9 protein-coding genes are annotated in these 16,774 nt (G+C 56.8%); 3 read left to right on the plus strand and 6 right to left on the minus strand.

What is annotated here, in order from left to right:
• Nucleotides 1–9: 9 nt before the first annotated feature.
• The 6 genes from GRH90_RS01920 to GRH90_RS01945 all read right to left on the minus strand — a co-directional run bounded on the left by GRH90_RS01920 (nucleotide 10) and on the right by GRH90_RS01945 (nucleotide 8,193).
• Nucleotides 10–2,067 (minus strand): EscV/YscV/HrcV family type III secretion system export apparatus protein, encoded by a 2,058-nt coding sequence (locus GRH90_RS01920; RefSeq protein WP_162364195.1) that lies wholly within the window; start codon nucleotides 2,065–2,067, stop codon nucleotides 10–12.
• Nucleotides 2,068–2,106: 39 nt separating this feature from the next.
• Nucleotides 2,107–3,210 (minus strand): type III secretion system gatekeeper subunit SctW, encoded by a 1,104-nt coding sequence (sctW, locus tag GRH90_RS01925; RefSeq protein WP_162364196.1) that lies wholly within the window; start codon nucleotides 3,208–3,210, stop codon nucleotides 2,107–2,109.
• A complete protein-coding gene (sctC, locus tag GRH90_RS01930) occupies nucleotides 3,201–4,904 on the minus strand; it encodes a type III secretion system outer membrane ring subunit SctC (RefSeq protein ID WP_162364197.1) in 1,704 nt (567 codons plus the stop codon). Before sctC ends, sctW begins: the two co-directional genes overlap by 10 nt.
• Entirely contained in the window at nucleotides 4,901–5,587 is a 687-nt protein-coding gene (locus GRH90_RS01935; protein ID WP_246235803.1) for a helix-turn-helix domain-containing protein, read from the minus strand. Before GRH90_RS01935 ends, sctC begins: the two co-directional genes overlap by 4 nt.
• 374 nt (nucleotides 5,588–5,961) lie before the next feature.
• Nucleotides 5,962–6,438 carry a type III secretion system invasion protein IagB gene (gene iagB / locus GRH90_RS01940; RefSeq protein WP_376766047.1) on the minus strand — a complete coding sequence of 159 codons (477 nt, stop codon included), beginning with the start codon at nucleotides 6,436–6,438 and terminating at the stop codon, nucleotides 5,962–5,964.
• Nucleotides 6,439–6,444: 6 nt separating this feature from the next.
• Complete coding sequence (locus GRH90_RS01945) at nucleotides 6,445–8,193, minus strand: winged helix-turn-helix domain-containing protein (RefSeq protein WP_162364199.1); 1,749 nt, start codon at nucleotides 8,191–8,193, stop codon at nucleotides 6,445–6,447.
• A gap of 1,073 nt (nucleotides 8,194–9,266) precedes the next feature.
• Here GRH90_RS01945 and GRH90_RS01950 point away from each other — a divergent pair.
• From GRH90_RS01950 to GRH90_RS01960, 3 genes are read left to right on the plus strand one after another with little or no spacing between them, the layout of a single operon-like run.
• The gene (locus GRH90_RS01950; protein WP_162364200.1) at nucleotides 9,267–10,481 is read left to right on the plus strand and encodes an MdtA/MuxA family multidrug efflux RND transporter periplasmic adaptor subunit; all 1,215 of its coding nucleotides are present in this window, start codon (nucleotides 9,267–9,269) and stop codon (nucleotides 10,479–10,481) included.
• Entirely contained in the window at nucleotides 10,478–13,669 is a 3,192-nt protein-coding gene (locus GRH90_RS01955) for an efflux RND transporter permease subunit (RefSeq protein WP_162364201.1), read from the plus strand. Before GRH90_RS01950 ends, GRH90_RS01955 begins: the two co-directional genes overlap by 4 nt.
• Nucleotides 13,669–16,773, plus strand: a complete 3,105-nt coding sequence (locus GRH90_RS01960) for an efflux RND transporter permease subunit (protein WP_162364202.1) — start codon at nucleotides 13,669–13,671, stop codon at nucleotides 16,771–16,773. The genes GRH90_RS01955 and GRH90_RS01960 overlap by 1 nt, the downstream gene beginning before the upstream one ends.
• Nucleotide 16,774: the final 1 nt, after the last annotated feature.

The following is a 16,774-nucleotide window of genomic DNA, read 5'->3' on the forward strand; positions in this document are numbered from 1 at the left end:
CCAGGTCAATTAGATAGTTTTGATAACATTAACATTTATTGCTTCAGTCAACTCCCCAAAGGACATTACTTCCAGATCGCGAAAACGCGTCTCGATTAATTTTTTGACGAAGCGTCTTATATCTACCGAGGTTAATAAAACCATATCTTTTTGGGCAATCAATATGCTTTCTAAACCTACAGTAAACAAATCTATTAATTCATCCGAAACCGCCGGTTCCAGATGCAAAAACGCACCGGAAGAGGTATTCCTGATACCGCCCCGGATCATTTCCTCGACCTCTGCCGAAAGAACAATGACTCTTAGCTCATTATTTATAGCGAATTTATGACATATATAGCGCGCCAGCGAGCTTCTGACATGCTCAACCAGGGTAATCACGTCTTTTTCCCTGGGCGCCCACAGCGCGAGCGATTCCATAATCAATTTCATATTGCGGGTGGATATGCGTTCCATTAACAACCGCTGCAGCACTTCGGCAATGCGTTGCACCGTGGCGTGACGCAGCACTTCCTTCAATAAGTCCGGATATTTATTCTCCATCAGGTCCAGCATATGCTTGGTTTCCTGTACGCCGAGAAACTCGTTGACGTGATGGGACATCAATACCGCAAAACAGTGGTACACCTCATCCACGGCGGGACGCAGCTGGTAACCGAGCTGCAGCAGGGTTTCCTGCGCCCCGCGTTCCACCCAGATGCAATCTTTTTCCACGCGCATGGCAATATCGAGGTGATGTATCTCATCCGACGCATTGACCACGCGCAGCAAATCAAAATGAATGGTAAAGGCATCGGCGCGGATTTCGTTGATCAAGACCACGACGGTGCGATCGTCGACATTTTCCGTGGCGCGCAGCATCGGTTCCGGCAGCTTTACGCCATAATCGACAAAGAACTGGCTGCGCAGGCGTTCACAGAGCTGTTCCTTCTCCAATAAGGCGTAATTGGCGCGCGACACCACCAGTATCAGCGCCACGGTCTCGGCGGCTACGCTATCGAGATCGTTGATGATGTTTAACCGGGTATCCATGCCATTTTCGCCCCCCGGATGATGCGGCTGGAACTCGCCGGCGCGGGAATCAATGGCGACCGCCTCCGCCCTGCGCTGCTTGCGCTGCCGAAGATAAAATACGCCTCCCAGCGTGCCGGCCAGCAGGACGAACACCGGAAACGGGAACCCGGGCAACAGGCCGATGGACAGCGCCAGGAACGCGGTAATTATCAACGCAACCGGATTGCCCAGCGTTTGTTCCATGATGGTGCGGCCCATGTTATCGCCATCGCCGTTGACACGGGTGACAATGAGTCCGGCGCTGATCGAGATCAGCAGCGCGGGTATCTGGCCGACCAGTCCGTCGCCGATGGTCAGCATGGTGTAGGTATTGAGCGCCGTGGACATATCCATATGATGCTGGCTCATGCCTACCGCCATGCCGCCGATCAGGTTGACGAACGTTACCAGTATACTGGCGATGGCGTCGCCCTTGATAAACTTCATCGCGCCGTCGAAAGAGCCGTACAGCTGGCTTTCCCGCTCCAGGTCGCTGCGGCGCTGGCGCGCGCCGTCGGCATCGATCATGCCCGCCTTCAGGTCGGCGTCAATGCTCATCTGCTTGCCGGGCATGCCGTCGAGCGAGAAACGGGCCGCCACCTCCGCGACGCGCTCCGACCCTTTGGTAATCACAATGAACTGCACGACGGTGACAATGGCGAAGATAACAAACCCCACCACCAGGTTGTCGGCGATAACAAACTGGCCGAATGAGGCGATAATTTCGCCCGCGTCGGCGTCGGTGAGGATCAGCCGGGCGGTGCTGATGGTCAACGCCAGGCGAAATAACGTGGTAATCAGCAGCACCGAGGGAAAGGTGGAAAAGCTCAGGATGCGACCGATGTAAAACGCGCCCATGAACACCAGCATGGCGATAACGATATTCAGGCCGATAAGGAAATCTAATAAGTAGGTCGGTAAAGGAATAATCAACATACTGATGATCATGACCACCAACGCCAGAATAAGCAGTTCCGGGCGAGAATGTATATTATTCAGAAATTTTGTAAACACATCGTTATCCCATGCAAAGGCGGTAAAATCCCACAGCCATTATCGATTCATTCTGCTTTCAATGACTTCACGTTTATAAGCCAGGCCGGCGAGATATTCGAACTGCCGGAACATGCGTTGCGCAGTTTCAGCACAAAAAAATAATTCATGTGGTAATAGTCTACATGTGCGAAATATAGGCTGAAGAATAGCCGAGCGCTCGTGGTGGCGATACAATAAAAACTCTTCTCCCAATAAATAATGAAGATGCTCATCTATATCTTCGGGAGATTGCAATAAGGAGAACAAAAATATCAGCCAATCAGGTTCACTTTTATTTAAACCAACAATCACTTCATTAGATATGAGTTGTTTCATGAACAGGTCGTCCCCGGAGCGGATCAGCCTGAGCTGACCCAATTTACCGCAAAAATCGCCATATACCGATCCCGAGCTGGGGGTGGCCGCATAGGCATCGGCCATCAGGGCGGCCTCGATAAACGCGAGGATTGTGCTGCGGTACTGATGGCCATAACAGGAGATCCACTCCTGGTACTCCTCAATGGACTGGCGGTCGCTTTGTAAAAACCGCCGGTAGCTTCCCCGCAGCATAGCAGGCGCCAGATCCAGATGGGCCTGCCCGAATAGCCGGGCCTTAAGCGCGCAGTTAATCCCGGCGTTGAGATGTTGGGGATCGGCCTGCGCCTCCACCTGGGCCAATAATGCCGCAAGCGCCTTCCCGACCGCCTCTTTAAGTTTACGGCGGCGCAATATCTCGCGCAGCACCACCACCAAATCACTGTCATCGGGAAACAGGGCGCGCGCATATGACAATAACGAAGGTTCCTGCGACAGTTTGCCGTCGTTGAGGATGCGCAGCAGTTGCTCCACCTTGGGGATCGCGTCGTCATCAAGGATACGGGCGAAATTTATCTCCGTATCCCGTTCGTATTTCTCGTACTGCCGCCGGCTGGCAAACTGGGACGCCGCCGCCGCGCCGCCCTTGGCGAAGGACTGTTCCGCCTGCCTGGCCAGGGTGGCGGCGCTGCGTTTTACCCGCACGTTGGCAGACATATCCTGCCCCGGCTGCCGGTTGGCCGTCCTGGCGTCAGGCAGGGTAAACAGAGCGGCGGGGCCGATGCCTCCGGTGGCGTTTACCGCCATTTTTGGCTTTCCAGCAGGTTGCGCGACCAGTCCGGCAAGGGATCCAACCGGCGGCCCGCGATCAGCCGCTCCGCCACGTCGCTGGCGTCGGATTGCAGTGGTTCGGTGATTTCCCGCGGCTCTATCAGGAAAATACGCACCATATTGGACTGGGTATCCTGCTTATAGCGAAACAGGCCGCCGATAAGGGGGATGCTGCCCAACACCGGTATCCTGCCCTCCCGGCCGGAGATTTCGTCGCGCGTATAGCCGCCTATCAGCAAACTTTTGCCCTGGGGCACCCGGGCCACGGTGCTGATATTGGTGCGCCCGACCATGGGCAGGATGGCATTGCCGGATACCGTGGTCTCTTTGAGTTCGTTGCCGTCCTCGATATTAAGCACCATTTCAATTTGCCCGGCGGCGGTGAAACGCGGCAGAACATTCACCATGGTGCCGTAGGTGACGTGCTGCAGCTCGACGTTGCGCTCGCCGATAAGCTGGGTGTAAAAGGTGCGGTTGTTGTCAAAAATGGCCGGGATATTTTCCTGGGTCAGCACCACCGGGCGCGATACGATATTGGCGCGGTTTTTCTGCGACAGCGCCTGGATGGACGCGACAAAACGCGCCCCGTCGAGGGTGGAATAGGAACCGCCGTTAAAGGAAACGCCCAATTGGCTGCCGATATTCACGTTACCCTGCCAGCTGACCCCCAGCTGATCCAGATCGTCTCGTTGTATATCGACAATCCATAAGGAGAGTTCGACATGCCGTTTTATCGTATCCAGCGCCGACACCAGGTTGGCGATCAGCTGGACCTGTTTGGCGGTTCCCTTGACCAGCAGGCTGTTGGTATTGGGATTGGCGATCACGTTAATCGGGCTTGACGCTGATTCAGCGCGCAGCGCTTCCGCCAGACTCCCCCGGGGCTGGTAGACCGAGGCTCCGGCACCCGGCGCCTCAATATTGAACTCTGGCATTTTTGGCGCCGGCATGGCGTCCGGCATCATGGAATGCACCGCCGGGCCGGCCACTTTCGCTCCCCCCCTCAGCAATTCGTTGATCACCGTCGCCACCCCGGGGATGGTGATTTTTTCACCGCGCTGTTCATAGACCCGGTCGGTAACAAAGGTATTGCTCAGGTGGATGACCGCCGTTTTCTCGTCGCCGGAACCGATGCCGGTGGCGGACTGCTCGTCCATGTTTTTGGCGGTATTCATTACCAGATCGACATAAAACGGCGGCCCGGAAATGTAAAACGTCCCGCTGTTCTCATCACCGCGCAGCGGATAGCGGCTGTCCAGCAGCTTTGACTTGCGCAGGAAATTGTCTAGCGCGGTAAAGGAAGTATTATTCAGCGACATCATCGAATTACGCATTTCACTGGCGTCGTAAACGTAGACCGCCTGGCCGTCGTGATACCAAATCAGGCCCAGTTGCTGGGAAATGTTCTCCAGCAGATCCTGGGGATTGCTGAAATCAAACTCGCCGCTGATTTGCCTGCGCGCCGCCAGCTTGCTGACAATGACCGGTTTGCCCAGACGCGACGACAGCGCGTCAAAAAACACCTTTAAGCCGTCTTTATTGGCGACATACCCTTCGGCCGCGGCGGTGTCGCCGCCGGTGAGCGGGTTCGCCTGCGCCAGCAGGGGTACCATCCCGCCGAGCAGACACCAGCAAATCAGACCCTGTTGGATAATTATTTGCGATTTCATTTCTCAAGTTTCTTGTTGATAATGTTCCACAATCCCCGGGGGGAAACGCCAAAGGCATCCCTGATATCATTGGATAGATGTGAGGAGGATGCGTAACCGTACCGCATCGCCACCTCCGTCAGGCTTTGCCCCTCCTCGACCACGTCGAGCAATGCTCTTGCGATACGCCAGCCGCGCAGCTCGCTCTTGGCTGAATTACCCAGCGCGTTCCGGCATAACCGCCGGAAATGCGAATAAGACAAACCATAACGCGCGCCCAGCTCGTGTATTTTTCCGCTGCTTATCGATTCATTTAATAAAAACCGGATAAGCCAATACCATTCCGTCCTGCGCAGGAAAGACGCCAGCATGCCCATTTGGGCGGGCATCACCTGATTCTGCGATAACCGCCAGCGCTCGACGTCGCCGCAGGTGGCAATAAGCGGATCGCTGTTAAGCTCGATGCTGTCCCAATGTTGAAGTGGGTCGTACTTCAATGAAATCCGGCGTGACTCATCAATGAACACCTGAAGCTTGACCAGCGCAAATAAGGGTAATTCCTGCTGGCTGGGCGAGCCGGACACAATTTCCATATTGATCTTGTTCATTACCAAAATGCCATGCCAGTCCGGCGACAGCGTCAATGTGGAGGACTCCTCGCCAAACTGGAAATGAATCCGGCACGCCTGGTTATTAGTTTGCATCAGCCAGCATGTGGGTTCGGTTATATCCTGTCTGTAATTTTCCACGAGCAGCCTGCGGGGCAATATGATATTCTCTTTGTCCATTATTAACCCTGCGCGCTTTTGATTAATCTTTATACTCATGATAGTGCCTATATATTTTTAAGAAATCATGACGGGAATCTGATTCATCGGGTTAGATTATTTATTTTATAAAAAAGGACGACATTGAAACCCAGGCAAACACAGATATAGCAATCAGGCTTAAAATATATTCACATACATTTATCATTTGCTAATCTTTAAAAGATGAATTTATTCAAAGAGCAACTTATAACTCCATTATCATTACGTCTCCTTGCATGCTCCGCCGCGCGCTGGCGAAATAGCTGCCGTCAAAACGAGGCAGGCCTGGCCATGACCTGCAGTCCCGTGCTCTCCAGGTTTTGATAACGTTCCCAAACGCGCCGGGCATAACGCATCCGCAGGTGTTTGCTTCCTGCGCCCGTCCCCGCGTTGTACGCGCCCACCGCCTCCCAGGAATAGCCGTAGCGTTTCATCATGTCCGAGAGCACCGATGCCCCCACCATGACCGAAACGCAGGTATCGTCATAAAGCCGTTGTTCATTGATGCCCAAGATCCTCAACCGGGGCAAATGAATGCTGTTGATTTGCATCAGGCCGATATCCCTGGTGCCGTTTTTATTCTTTCCCGTGGCGCGCGGATTCATATTTGACTCCGTCAGCGCAATGGCCCGCAGCAGCCTGGCCTCGATGGAAAAATGGCTTTCGGCCTGGAACCAGCAGTCTGCCGACGCGGCCGTGGCGACCAGCATCAGGCCGAGCGCGATAATGTATCTACCCAGCAGCATCTTCTGTTAACCCTCCTGTCCATCGGCATAAAGGGGTTTGACCCGCGGATCGTTGCGCCAGAACATCAGGCAGGGCGACGACGTCATGTACAGCTGGTCATACCATTTTTTAGCGGCCCGGTAGCCCTGGCACTGCAAGATAACCGGCAATAAGGCCGCGGGCATCATATGCGTCGGCCTTTGCATCAGCGTGGCGATTTGTTCTCCGTTCACCGAGGCCGACTGCGAAAACATACGCGTATAGAGCGCGTTTAAATAGACAATGCCGTCCCGTTCATTCCCGTCCATCAGATGGGAAATCAGCTTCGCCGCCTGGCCGGGCTGCCCCTCGCTGCACAAGATCACCGCCTTCATGCTGAGCAGCACCGGATGGACCGCCGCCCCGGGCGATGGCGGCTGTGCGATTGCAAGCGCCGCCGACGGGTTACCGTCGCAATACGCCAGCCACATGATCAACACCTGCACGGCTATCATTTCAGGCCGCATTTTCCAGGCCTGGCGGGCAAAATGCAGCGCCCGGCCGATTTCCCCGACGATAAACAAGTGCCATGCATAATAATAATTGACCGAAGGGTTATCCCCGGACAGCGCCAGCGCCCGCCTGAACATGTCGGCCGCCTGGCCGAAAGCGGAGCCCAACCCCTGCAGTACCCCGCCCAACGCGAGCGCCTGCGCATGATCCGGGGTATGTTCCAGGACGATATCAACCAGCGCGCCGCATTCCTGCAGTGCGCGGTCAAAATCCATCATCCCCATTTGTCCGAGGGCGAAGTAGCATTCCGCCAGATGATAAAGCAGATCGATATTATCCGGGAGCAGCTGGCGACCCTGTTGCAGCAGGGCCAGCGCCCTGGTCAGGCTTTCCGGGGTATGGGCGAGGAATGCGCCGCGGCCCTCCTGGTGAATGGCCCGCGGATCAACGGCGGGCGAAGGTTTAGCCGGCCCTTGCCCGCCTTTGCGCAAACAGGGGATATGCTGTAACAGCAGCGGCGTGATCCGGTGGTTTATTGCCGCCAGCGTCAGTTGGCCGTCAAGGCGTATGGCCTCCCGGTGCAGTACCTGGTGATCCTGCGCGCGCATCAGTTCGACGCGCAGCGATGGCCCGCTGGCCTGGGTGAGTTGATACCCGGTCAGGTAATAGTCCGGTTTGATCTTCTCCATCAGTTCCAGAGTCGATTGCAACGTCCGGCAATTGAGCGTCAGGGACGAGGGCAAAACGTGCAGGCCCATGGCGGCGTAGCCGGTCATTTCCTGTACCAGGCCGTCGTGTAGCTCCAGCACATCGAGATGCCCCGCCAGATTAAAGGGCAGTACCGCAAAAATGCAGTTGGCGGTGGCGAAGCGTTCACGGGGCGTGACACGGGTAACCGGCAGGGCGAAACGGTAGCCTTTGCCATAAACGGTATCGATAAACCGATCTTGTTTGCCCTCCTGCAGGATGCGGCGCAGCACATAGATGCACCGGGTCAGGGACTCTTCGCCGACGTTCCCGCCCGACCAGACTTCATCAATAAGCCGGTCCTTGCTTACCACCTCGCCCGCGGATTCCAGCAGCAGGATCAGCACGCCCAGCTCCTTGGGTGAAATACTGATTTGGCGGTCTTTGTGAAACAGCACGCGGGTGGAGTTAAGGATGAAATCACCAAACGTATACTGCCCCTTGAAATGGTTAACGACCTCTTTTCTGATCCCTTTGATCGGAAGAGGGGACGGCGGGATATTCGCAGCACGTGGTTCATTAAATGCATTACTCATTTTATACTCCCCCTATCTTGTGATAATGCTGAATTAAAATAGTGGATCACCAATGAACAAGCCTATGACATGACCGGTGCATACTTCATCAATGCACCGATCATTTCTTATTCATTTACCCTTTTGCCATACCGAAAAAACGACTAAAACGTCGTTGCCGCTGAAAAAGCAATGAACAACTTCATCCATTAAAAGTTATTATTAGTTATATAAATTCATATTTATTTTATTATTAATACTTGCGCCTATATTAGCACGTCTTAGCCGGATTCATAGGGCCAGCTTACAATCATACCGCGTCTGTATTTGCAGGTTAGATCAAAAAAATGATAAATCAATTTTTTTTAGCAATACGCACATTATGATTGCAAAAAATATATTAATTAAAATTTAGCTATTATTCCCTTAATGGTGAATACATTCAATTATCAACCAAGGGATATAATACACGTGCCAGTGGAATTGAAATGGGTTACATAATTATCAGGCTTATTGTCAAATAAACCGTCATGGGGAAAGTAAAGCTATCCTGGCGATCGGTACGCGCACGGAGAAACTAAGGCGACATTTCGCCAATAACGAAGATTTTAATAAACGGATGTGATAAATAAAAACATGGGGTTAACATTTTTAACAAGAATGGGCCATAATCCGGGCGGCGCAATAAACTCACATCGCAGCGTTAACCGGGCGCGGAGATCAATACATCTTGCATTTTCTGCGGTTGCCCTAAATATTTTTTCAGCCTGAAAAAAACCAACAATGTTAATGCCATATTTACAAAAAATTGAGATGGCATAGTGATTTCGGCCACGAAATATAATACACCTAATTACAAAATATCTTGGTAAATCAAGAGCTATTATTACCGTCAGCGTTTCCTGCCGCGCCCCGACACCCTATTAACGCTGGGCACATTCACCTGGAACCAGACGCTCAAAGTCCCAATCGTTATGTATGTTTACCAAGAGAAGTGAAATGGTTTTTGACGAAACTTTTACAATATCGTCCACAAAATTACTTTATCCTAGTACGATGTTCAATCTCTGACCACTGATGGCCGCCCGTATCGCATGAAAATCCGTTCCCAACGTAAAATCAAATGGCGCAACGTCCTGTTGTTGTTAGTCGTCGCGCTGTTGATTGCAGCCGCCCTGTTCTATTTTCTTCCTCGTCATACGACCAACACGCATACCGGCGGCATGCCCGGCGGGCCGGGTAGAGGCGGCCCCGGCATGGGCGGCGCCACCCCGGTACATGGCGGCACGGCAAAACTGGCGGATGTGCCGGTGTACCTTACCGCGCTCGGCACCGTGGTGGCCAATGCCAGCGTTACCGTGACCAGCCGGGTCGACGGCCAGCTGATGCAGGTCTATTTCGCCGAAGGCCAGAAAGTGGCCAAAGGCCAGTTGCTGGCGCAAATCGATCCCAGGAGCTATCAGGCGACACTGGAACAATATCAAGGTGAACTGGCGCAAAACCAGGCGTTGCTGAAAAGCGCCCAGCTTACCCTGGCGCGCTACAAGACCCTATTCGCCCAAGACTCGTTAGCCCGTCAGGATCTGGAAACCCAGACCGCGACGGTCGGCCAGTACCTGGGCACCATCAAAGCCGATCAGGCGCAAATCAATGCCGCCAAGCTGGATCTGGACTACGCGCGCATTACCGCGCCGGTCTCCGGCCGGGTGGGACTACGGCTGGTGGATCCCGGCAATATGGTGCACAGCAGCGATACCACCGGCATTGTCACCATTACCCAGACCCAACCGATTGCGATTACCTTCAGCCTGCCGCAGGCCCACTTGCCGACCTTATTAAAAACGCTGCACCAGGGCCAATCCCTGCCGGCAACGGCCATCGACCAGGATGGCGTTACCCCCCTCGGCCGGGGCAAGCTGAATTTTATCAGTAATGAAATCGATAGCGATACCGGCAGCATCAAGCTAAAGGCGATTTTTGATAATAATGACGAGAGTCTCTACCCCAATCAGTTCGTGAACGTCCGGCTGCAGACCGACACGCTCGCGGGTGCCACCGTGATCCCGGCCCAGGCGTTGCAGTTAAGCAGCGATGGTGATTTTGTCTATGTGATCAAGGCGGACAATACCGTTGAGCGTAAAGCGGTTAAAACCGGGCCGGCCTATGGCGATAATATGCAGGCCATACTGTCCGGTGTTGCGCCGGGCGACCGGGTGGTCACCGAAGGCATAGATCGGCTTAGCAACGGCAGTAAGGTTTCTGTGGTCACTGCGGCGACGGCGCAAAGCCAGGGCGTGACGGCGCAATGAATCCTTCCCGGCTTTTTATCCAGCGCCCGGTCGCAACGATTTTATTGATGATCGGCGTGCTGGTTTCCGGCATCTTTGCCTACCGAATGCTGTCCACCTCCGCCCTGCCGCAGGTGGATTACCCGACCATCCAGGTGACCACGCTCTACCCGGGCGCCAGCCCAAGCGTCATGGCGTCGTCCGTCACCGCCCCGCTTGAGCGGCAGTTGGGACAAATGGCCGGCCTGAGCCAGATGTATTCCACCAGCTCCGGCGGCGCGTCGATCATCACCCTTAAGTTCTCGCTGGAGCTGTCGCTTGACGTGGCCGAGCAGGAAGTGCAGGCGGCCATTAACGCCGCCGACAGCCTGCTGCCCACCGACCTGCCCAACCCGCCGACCTATAAAAAGGTCAATCCCGCGGATACCGCGGTCATTACCCTGGCCGCCACGTCCGATACCCTGCCGCTTATCAAGGTGCAGGATTTGGTGAATACCCGCATCGCCCTGAAGCTGTCGCAGATTTCCGGGGTGGGTATGGTGACGCTGGCCGGCGGCCATCAGCCGGCGATACGCGTGCGCATGGATCCCCGCGCCCTGGCGGCGCATAACCTGACGATGGAAGATGTCAACACGCTGATTGGCAATAGTAATGTCAACGGTTCCAAAGGCGGGTTCGACGGCAAATATCATTCCATTACCATCGATGCCAACGACCAGCTGCGCACCGCGGCGGAGTATGGCAACCTGATCCTGACCTACCAGAACGGCGCTGCGCTGCGCCTGCGCGATATCGCGCAAATCGACGAAGCGGAGGAGAACGCCTTCCAGTCCGCCTGGGCCAATCGCCAGCCGGCCATCGTCATCAGCGTGCAGCGCCAGCCCGGCGCCAACGTCATCTCGGTGGTGGACAATATCAAAGCCCAGTTGCCGACGCTGCAGGCGGCGCTGCCCGACGGGGTGAAAGTGCAAATTCTATCGGACCGTACCCAGACTATCCGCTCGTCCATCAGCGATGTGCAGTTCGAGCTGTTGCTGTCCATCGCGCTGGTGGTGATGGTGACGTTTTTATTCCTGCGCAACCTGGCCGCCACCTTAATTCCCAGCATCGCCGTGCCGCTGTCGCTGGTCGGCACCTTTGGCGTGATGTACCTGGCCGGATTCAGCCTGAACAACCTGTCGCTGATGGCCCTGACGGTGGCCACCGGTTTTGTTATCGATGACGCCATCGTGGTGGTGGAGAATATCTCGCGCCGCCTGGAAGACGGCGAAACCCCGATGCAGGCGGCGCTTAACGGCTCGGCGCAGATTGGGTTTACCATTATCTCGCTGACGTTTTCGCTGATCGCGGTGCTGATCCCGCTGCTGTTCATGGGCGATGTGGTCGGGCGCCTGTTCCGCGAGTTCGCCATCACCCTGGCGGTGGCGATCCTGGTGTCCATGGTGGTGTCGCTGACGCTGACGCCGATGCTGTGCGCTTACCTGCTGCGCCATATCCCGCCGGAACAACAGAGCCGGTTCAACCGCAAGGGCGGCCAGCTGTTCGATCGGCTGGTGTCCGGCTACGATCGCTGGCTGAACGTGGTGCTGGATCACCAACGGCTGATGCTGCTGGTGGCCCTGGCAACGCTGGCCCTGACCGCGCTGCTGTACCTGATAGTGCCGAAAGGCTTTTTCCCGCCGCAGGATACCGGGCTTATCCAGGGGGTCACCCTGGCCTCGCAGGATGTGTCGTTCAGCGAAATGGCCGCGCGCCAGCAGAGGCTGGCGGACGTTATCCTGAAGAACCCGTCGGTGGAAAGCGTTTCCTCGACCATCGGCATCGACGGCAACAATACCAGCCTGAACAGCGGCCGGCTGCAGATAAACCTTAAACCTTTCGCGGATCGCGATTTACGTTCCGATGGGATTATCGCGCAGTTGCAGCAGGCTACCGCCGGTATCGCCGGCATCCAGCTGTATATGCAATCCGCCCAGGACCTGACGGTTAACGATCAGGTCACGCCGAGCCAGTACCAATTCACGCTTGACGACGCGGACAGCGAGAACCTGGTGGCCTGGACGCCAAAGCTGGTGGCGGCCATGCAGGGGCGGCCCGAATTCAGCGAGGTGGTGAGTAATTTACAGGATCAGGGACAGGTGGCCTACGTTGAGCTGAACCGGGACGCGGCGGCGCGTTACGGCATTACCGCCTCGGATGTGGATACCGCGTTGTACAACGCCTTCGGGCAGCGCCTGGTCTCGACGATTTTTACCCAGTCCAATCAGTATCGCGTGGTGCTCGAGGTGCTGCCGAAGTACCAGCAATCGCCGGCGTCGCTGGATGATATCTACCTGGCGACCAATCTCACCGACGGCACCAGTAGCAGCAGTACGAGCACCAGTAGCACCAGCGCGTCCAGCAGCTCCACCAGTTCGTCCGGCACCACCACCAGCTCCTCGGGCGGCATGGTGAAACTCACCGCCATCGCCAGTATTCACCTGCGCACCGGTTCGCTGCTCTACGCCCGGCTCAATCAGTTCCCGGCGGTCACCCTCTCCTTTAACCTGCAAAAAGGCTATTCGCTGGAAGACGCCCAACAGGCCATGGTCAAGGTGACCGATGGGCTGAAGCTGCCGTCGAGCATTACCCTGCGCTATCAGGGCGAAACCTCCGCATTCCAGAGCGCCACCGATAATACCCTGTGGCTGATCCTGGCGGCGCTGATGACCATGTACGTGGTGCTGGGTATTTTGTACGAGAGTTTTATCCATCCGGTGACGATTTTGTCGACCCTGCCCTCGGCGGCGGTGGGCGCCCTGCTGACGCTGTTGTTTGCCAATACGGAGTTCAGCCTGATAGCGCTTATCGGCGTCATCCTGCTGATCGGCATCGTCAAGAAGAACGCCATCATGATGATCGACTTTGCGCTGGAGGCCGAGCATAAACAGCATCTTACACCGCGCGAAGCCATCCACCAGGCCTGCCTGCTGCGCTTCCGGCCGATCCTGATGACCACCATGGCGGCCCTGCTGGGCGCGCTGCCGCTGATGCTGGCGCACGGGTCCGGCGCCGAGCTGCGCCGTCCGCTGGGGCTGGTGATCGTCGGCGGACTGGTTTTCAGCCAGGTGCTGACCCTGTTCACCACGCCGATTATCTACCTGTGGTTTGACGGATTGTCACAGCGCGGGCAGCGGTTTTTGCGCCGCCACGGCCGCCAGGAGCGCTGATGAACATCTCGCGCGTGTTTATCTTTCGCCCGGTGGCGACATTATTATTGACGCTGGCCATATTACTGCTCGGCCTGCTGGGCTACCGGCTGCTGCCGGTGGCGCCGCTGCCGCAGGTGGATTTCCCGACCATCATGGTCACCGCCAGCTTGCCGGGAGCCAGCCCGGAAACCATGGCCGCGACGGTGGCCACGCCGCTGGAGCGCGCCCTGGGGCAAATTGCCGGCATTACCGAAATGACCTCCAGCAGTTCCCAAGGCTCCACCAACGTTATCTTGCAATTTGATCTTGACCGGGATATCAACGGCGCGGCGCGCGATGTCCAGGCGGCGATTAACGCCGCGCGCAGTCTGCTGCCCTCCAGCATGCCCTCGCTGCCCACCTATCGCAAAGCCAACCCGTCCGACGCGCCGATCGTCATGCTGGCATTGACCTCCGCCACCCGCTCCAGCGGACAGCTGTACGACCTGGCCTCCAGTCAACTCCAGCAAAAAATCGCCCAGGTCGAGGGCGTCGGCCAGGTATCGCTGGTGGGCAGTTCGCTGCCGGCGATACGCATCGAGCTGCGTCCGCAGATGATTACCCATTTCGGCTTATCCCTGGATAGGGTGCGCAGCGCCATCGCCGACAGCACCAGCAATTTGCCGAAGGGGATTTTGCAGGGGGATAAGCAATCCTGGGTGGTGGACGGCAACGGCCAGCTGGATCTGGCCCGCGATTACCGCGCGCTGATCGTCAGCTATCAAAACGGCACCGCCGTGCGGCTGGGGGATGTGGCCAACGTCTATGACTCGGTGGAGGACAAATACAACGTCGGTTACTACAACCAAACCCCGTCGGTGATGATTGGCGTCACCCGCCAGGCGGGCGCCAATATGCTGGAAACCATCGATGCCATCAAGGCCCGGCTGCCGGCGCTGGCCGCCACCCTGCCCGGCGATGTCCAATTGCATATGGTGGTGGATCGTTCGCCGAACGTGCGCTCTTCGCTGCGCGATACCGAAGAAACGCTGCTGATTGCCGTCGCGCTGGTGATTGCGGTGGTATTTGTCTTTTTACGCAATCTCCAGGCGGTGATTATCCCCGCCCTGGCGCTGCCGGTGTCGCTTATCGGCACCTGCGCGGTGATGTACCTGCTGGGCTATAGCCTGGATAACCTGTCGTTGATGGCGCTGATTATCTGTACCGGGTTCGTGGTGGACGACGCCATCGTGGTATTGGAAAACATCACCCGCTATATCGAGCAGGGCATGGGGCCGGTGCGGGCGTCGATCAGGGGGGCGCAGGAGGTCAGTTTCACCGTGCTGGCGATGACCTTGTCGCTGGTGGCGGTGTTTATCCCCATCTTATTAATGGGCAGTATCGTCGGCCGCCTGTTTCGTGAGTTCGCGGTAACGCTCACCATCGCGCTGCTGATTTCGATGCTGGTTTCGCTCAGCCTGACGCCGATGCTGTGTTCGCGTCTGCTGCGACGCAAGCCGCCGGTGGCCCGCAAGCCGTCGCGGGTGTATGTGCTGATCGAGCGCGGCCTGGCCCGGCTGCTGGCGGCTTACGCCGTCGCCCTGGCCTGGGTGATGCGCCATCAGCGCCTGACGCTGTTCAGCCTGGTGCTGACCGTGATGCTGAATATTTTCCTCTATACCGTGGTGGAAAAAGGCTTTTTCCCCAACCAGGATACCGGCCTGCTGATGGGCATGCTGCGCGCCGACCAGAACGTGTCGTTCCAGGCCATGAAACCCAAGCTGCAGGAATTTTCCCGCATGATCCAGCAGGACCCGGCGGTGGACGGGGTGCTGTCCTCCACCGGCAGCGGCGGATTCGGCTCGCGCAATACCGCCAATTTTTTCGTGCACCTGAAGGATTTCAGCCAGCGGGACGCCACCGCGGCGGAAGTGGCCAACCGGCTGACCGCCAAAGGGCTTAACCAACCCGGTATCCAGCTGTTCCTGATGCCGGCGCAGGATCTGCATATCGGCGGACGCAGCGCCAACGCGCTTTACCAGTACAGCCTGCAGGCCGACGATTTGGATACCCTGCGGCTCTGGACGCCGAAGGTAAAGGCGGCGCTGGAAAAAATCCCGCAGCTGACCGGGGTGGACGCCGATTCCCAGACCGGCGGGCAGGAAGTGATGCTCAATATCGACCGCGATAAGGCCACCCGGCTGGGCGTGGACGTGGAGATGCTCGATACCCTGTTGAACAACGCCTTTAGCCAACGGCAGATCGCCACCCGCTATAAAACCCTCAACCAGTATCATGTGGTGATGACACTGGACGCCGCCTTTACCGTCGACCCGTCGACCCTGAATGATTTGATGGTGGTCAACGACGAAGGAAAACAGATTCCCATCTCCGCCTTTGCCACGTTCAGCGGCGCCAACGCCTCGTTATCGGTGGCGCATCAGGGACAGTCCGCCACCAGCACCGTGGCTTTTAACCTGGCCGACGGCGTTTCCCTTGAGCAGGCGCAACAGTTGATCAAGACGGCGATGGCGCAGATTGGCCTGCCCTCCACCATCCAGGCGGGATTCCAGGGCACCGCCAAGGCCTTCGCGGCGCTGGCCGCCAGCATGCCCTGGCTGATCCTCGCCGCGCTGGCGGCGGTCTATATCGTGCTGGGCATGCTTTACGAAAGTTACATCCACCCGCTGACCATCCTATCCACCCTGCCCTCCGCGGGCCTCGGCGCCCTGCTGCTGTTGATTATCACCGGTACCCAGCTCACGGTAATTGCGCTGATTGGCATTTTGCTGTTGATAGGCATCGTCAAGAAGAACGCCATCATGATGATCGATTTCGCGCTGGCGGCGGAGCGCACCCAGGGACTCAGCCCGCAGCAGGCGATAACCCAGGCCTGCCTGATGCGTTTCCGACCGATCATGATGACCACGCTGGCGGCTTTTTTTGGCGCCCTGCCGCTGGCGCTGGGCAGCGGCGGCGACGCGGATTTACGCAGCCCCCTGGGGATGGCGATTGCCGGCGGCTTGGCGTTAAGCCAGCTGCTGACGCTGTTTACCACCCCGGTGGTGTATCTCTATATGGATCGCCTGAGCCGCACCAGCAAGCGCGCCTGGCGGCGTTTGAGCAAAACCGGCGCGGCCTGAT

The organism is Acerihabitans arboris (assembly GCF_010131535.1).
Taxonomy (GTDB): domain Bacteria; phylum Pseudomonadota; class Gammaproteobacteria; order Enterobacterales; family Enterobacteriaceae; genus Acerihabitans; species Acerihabitans arboris.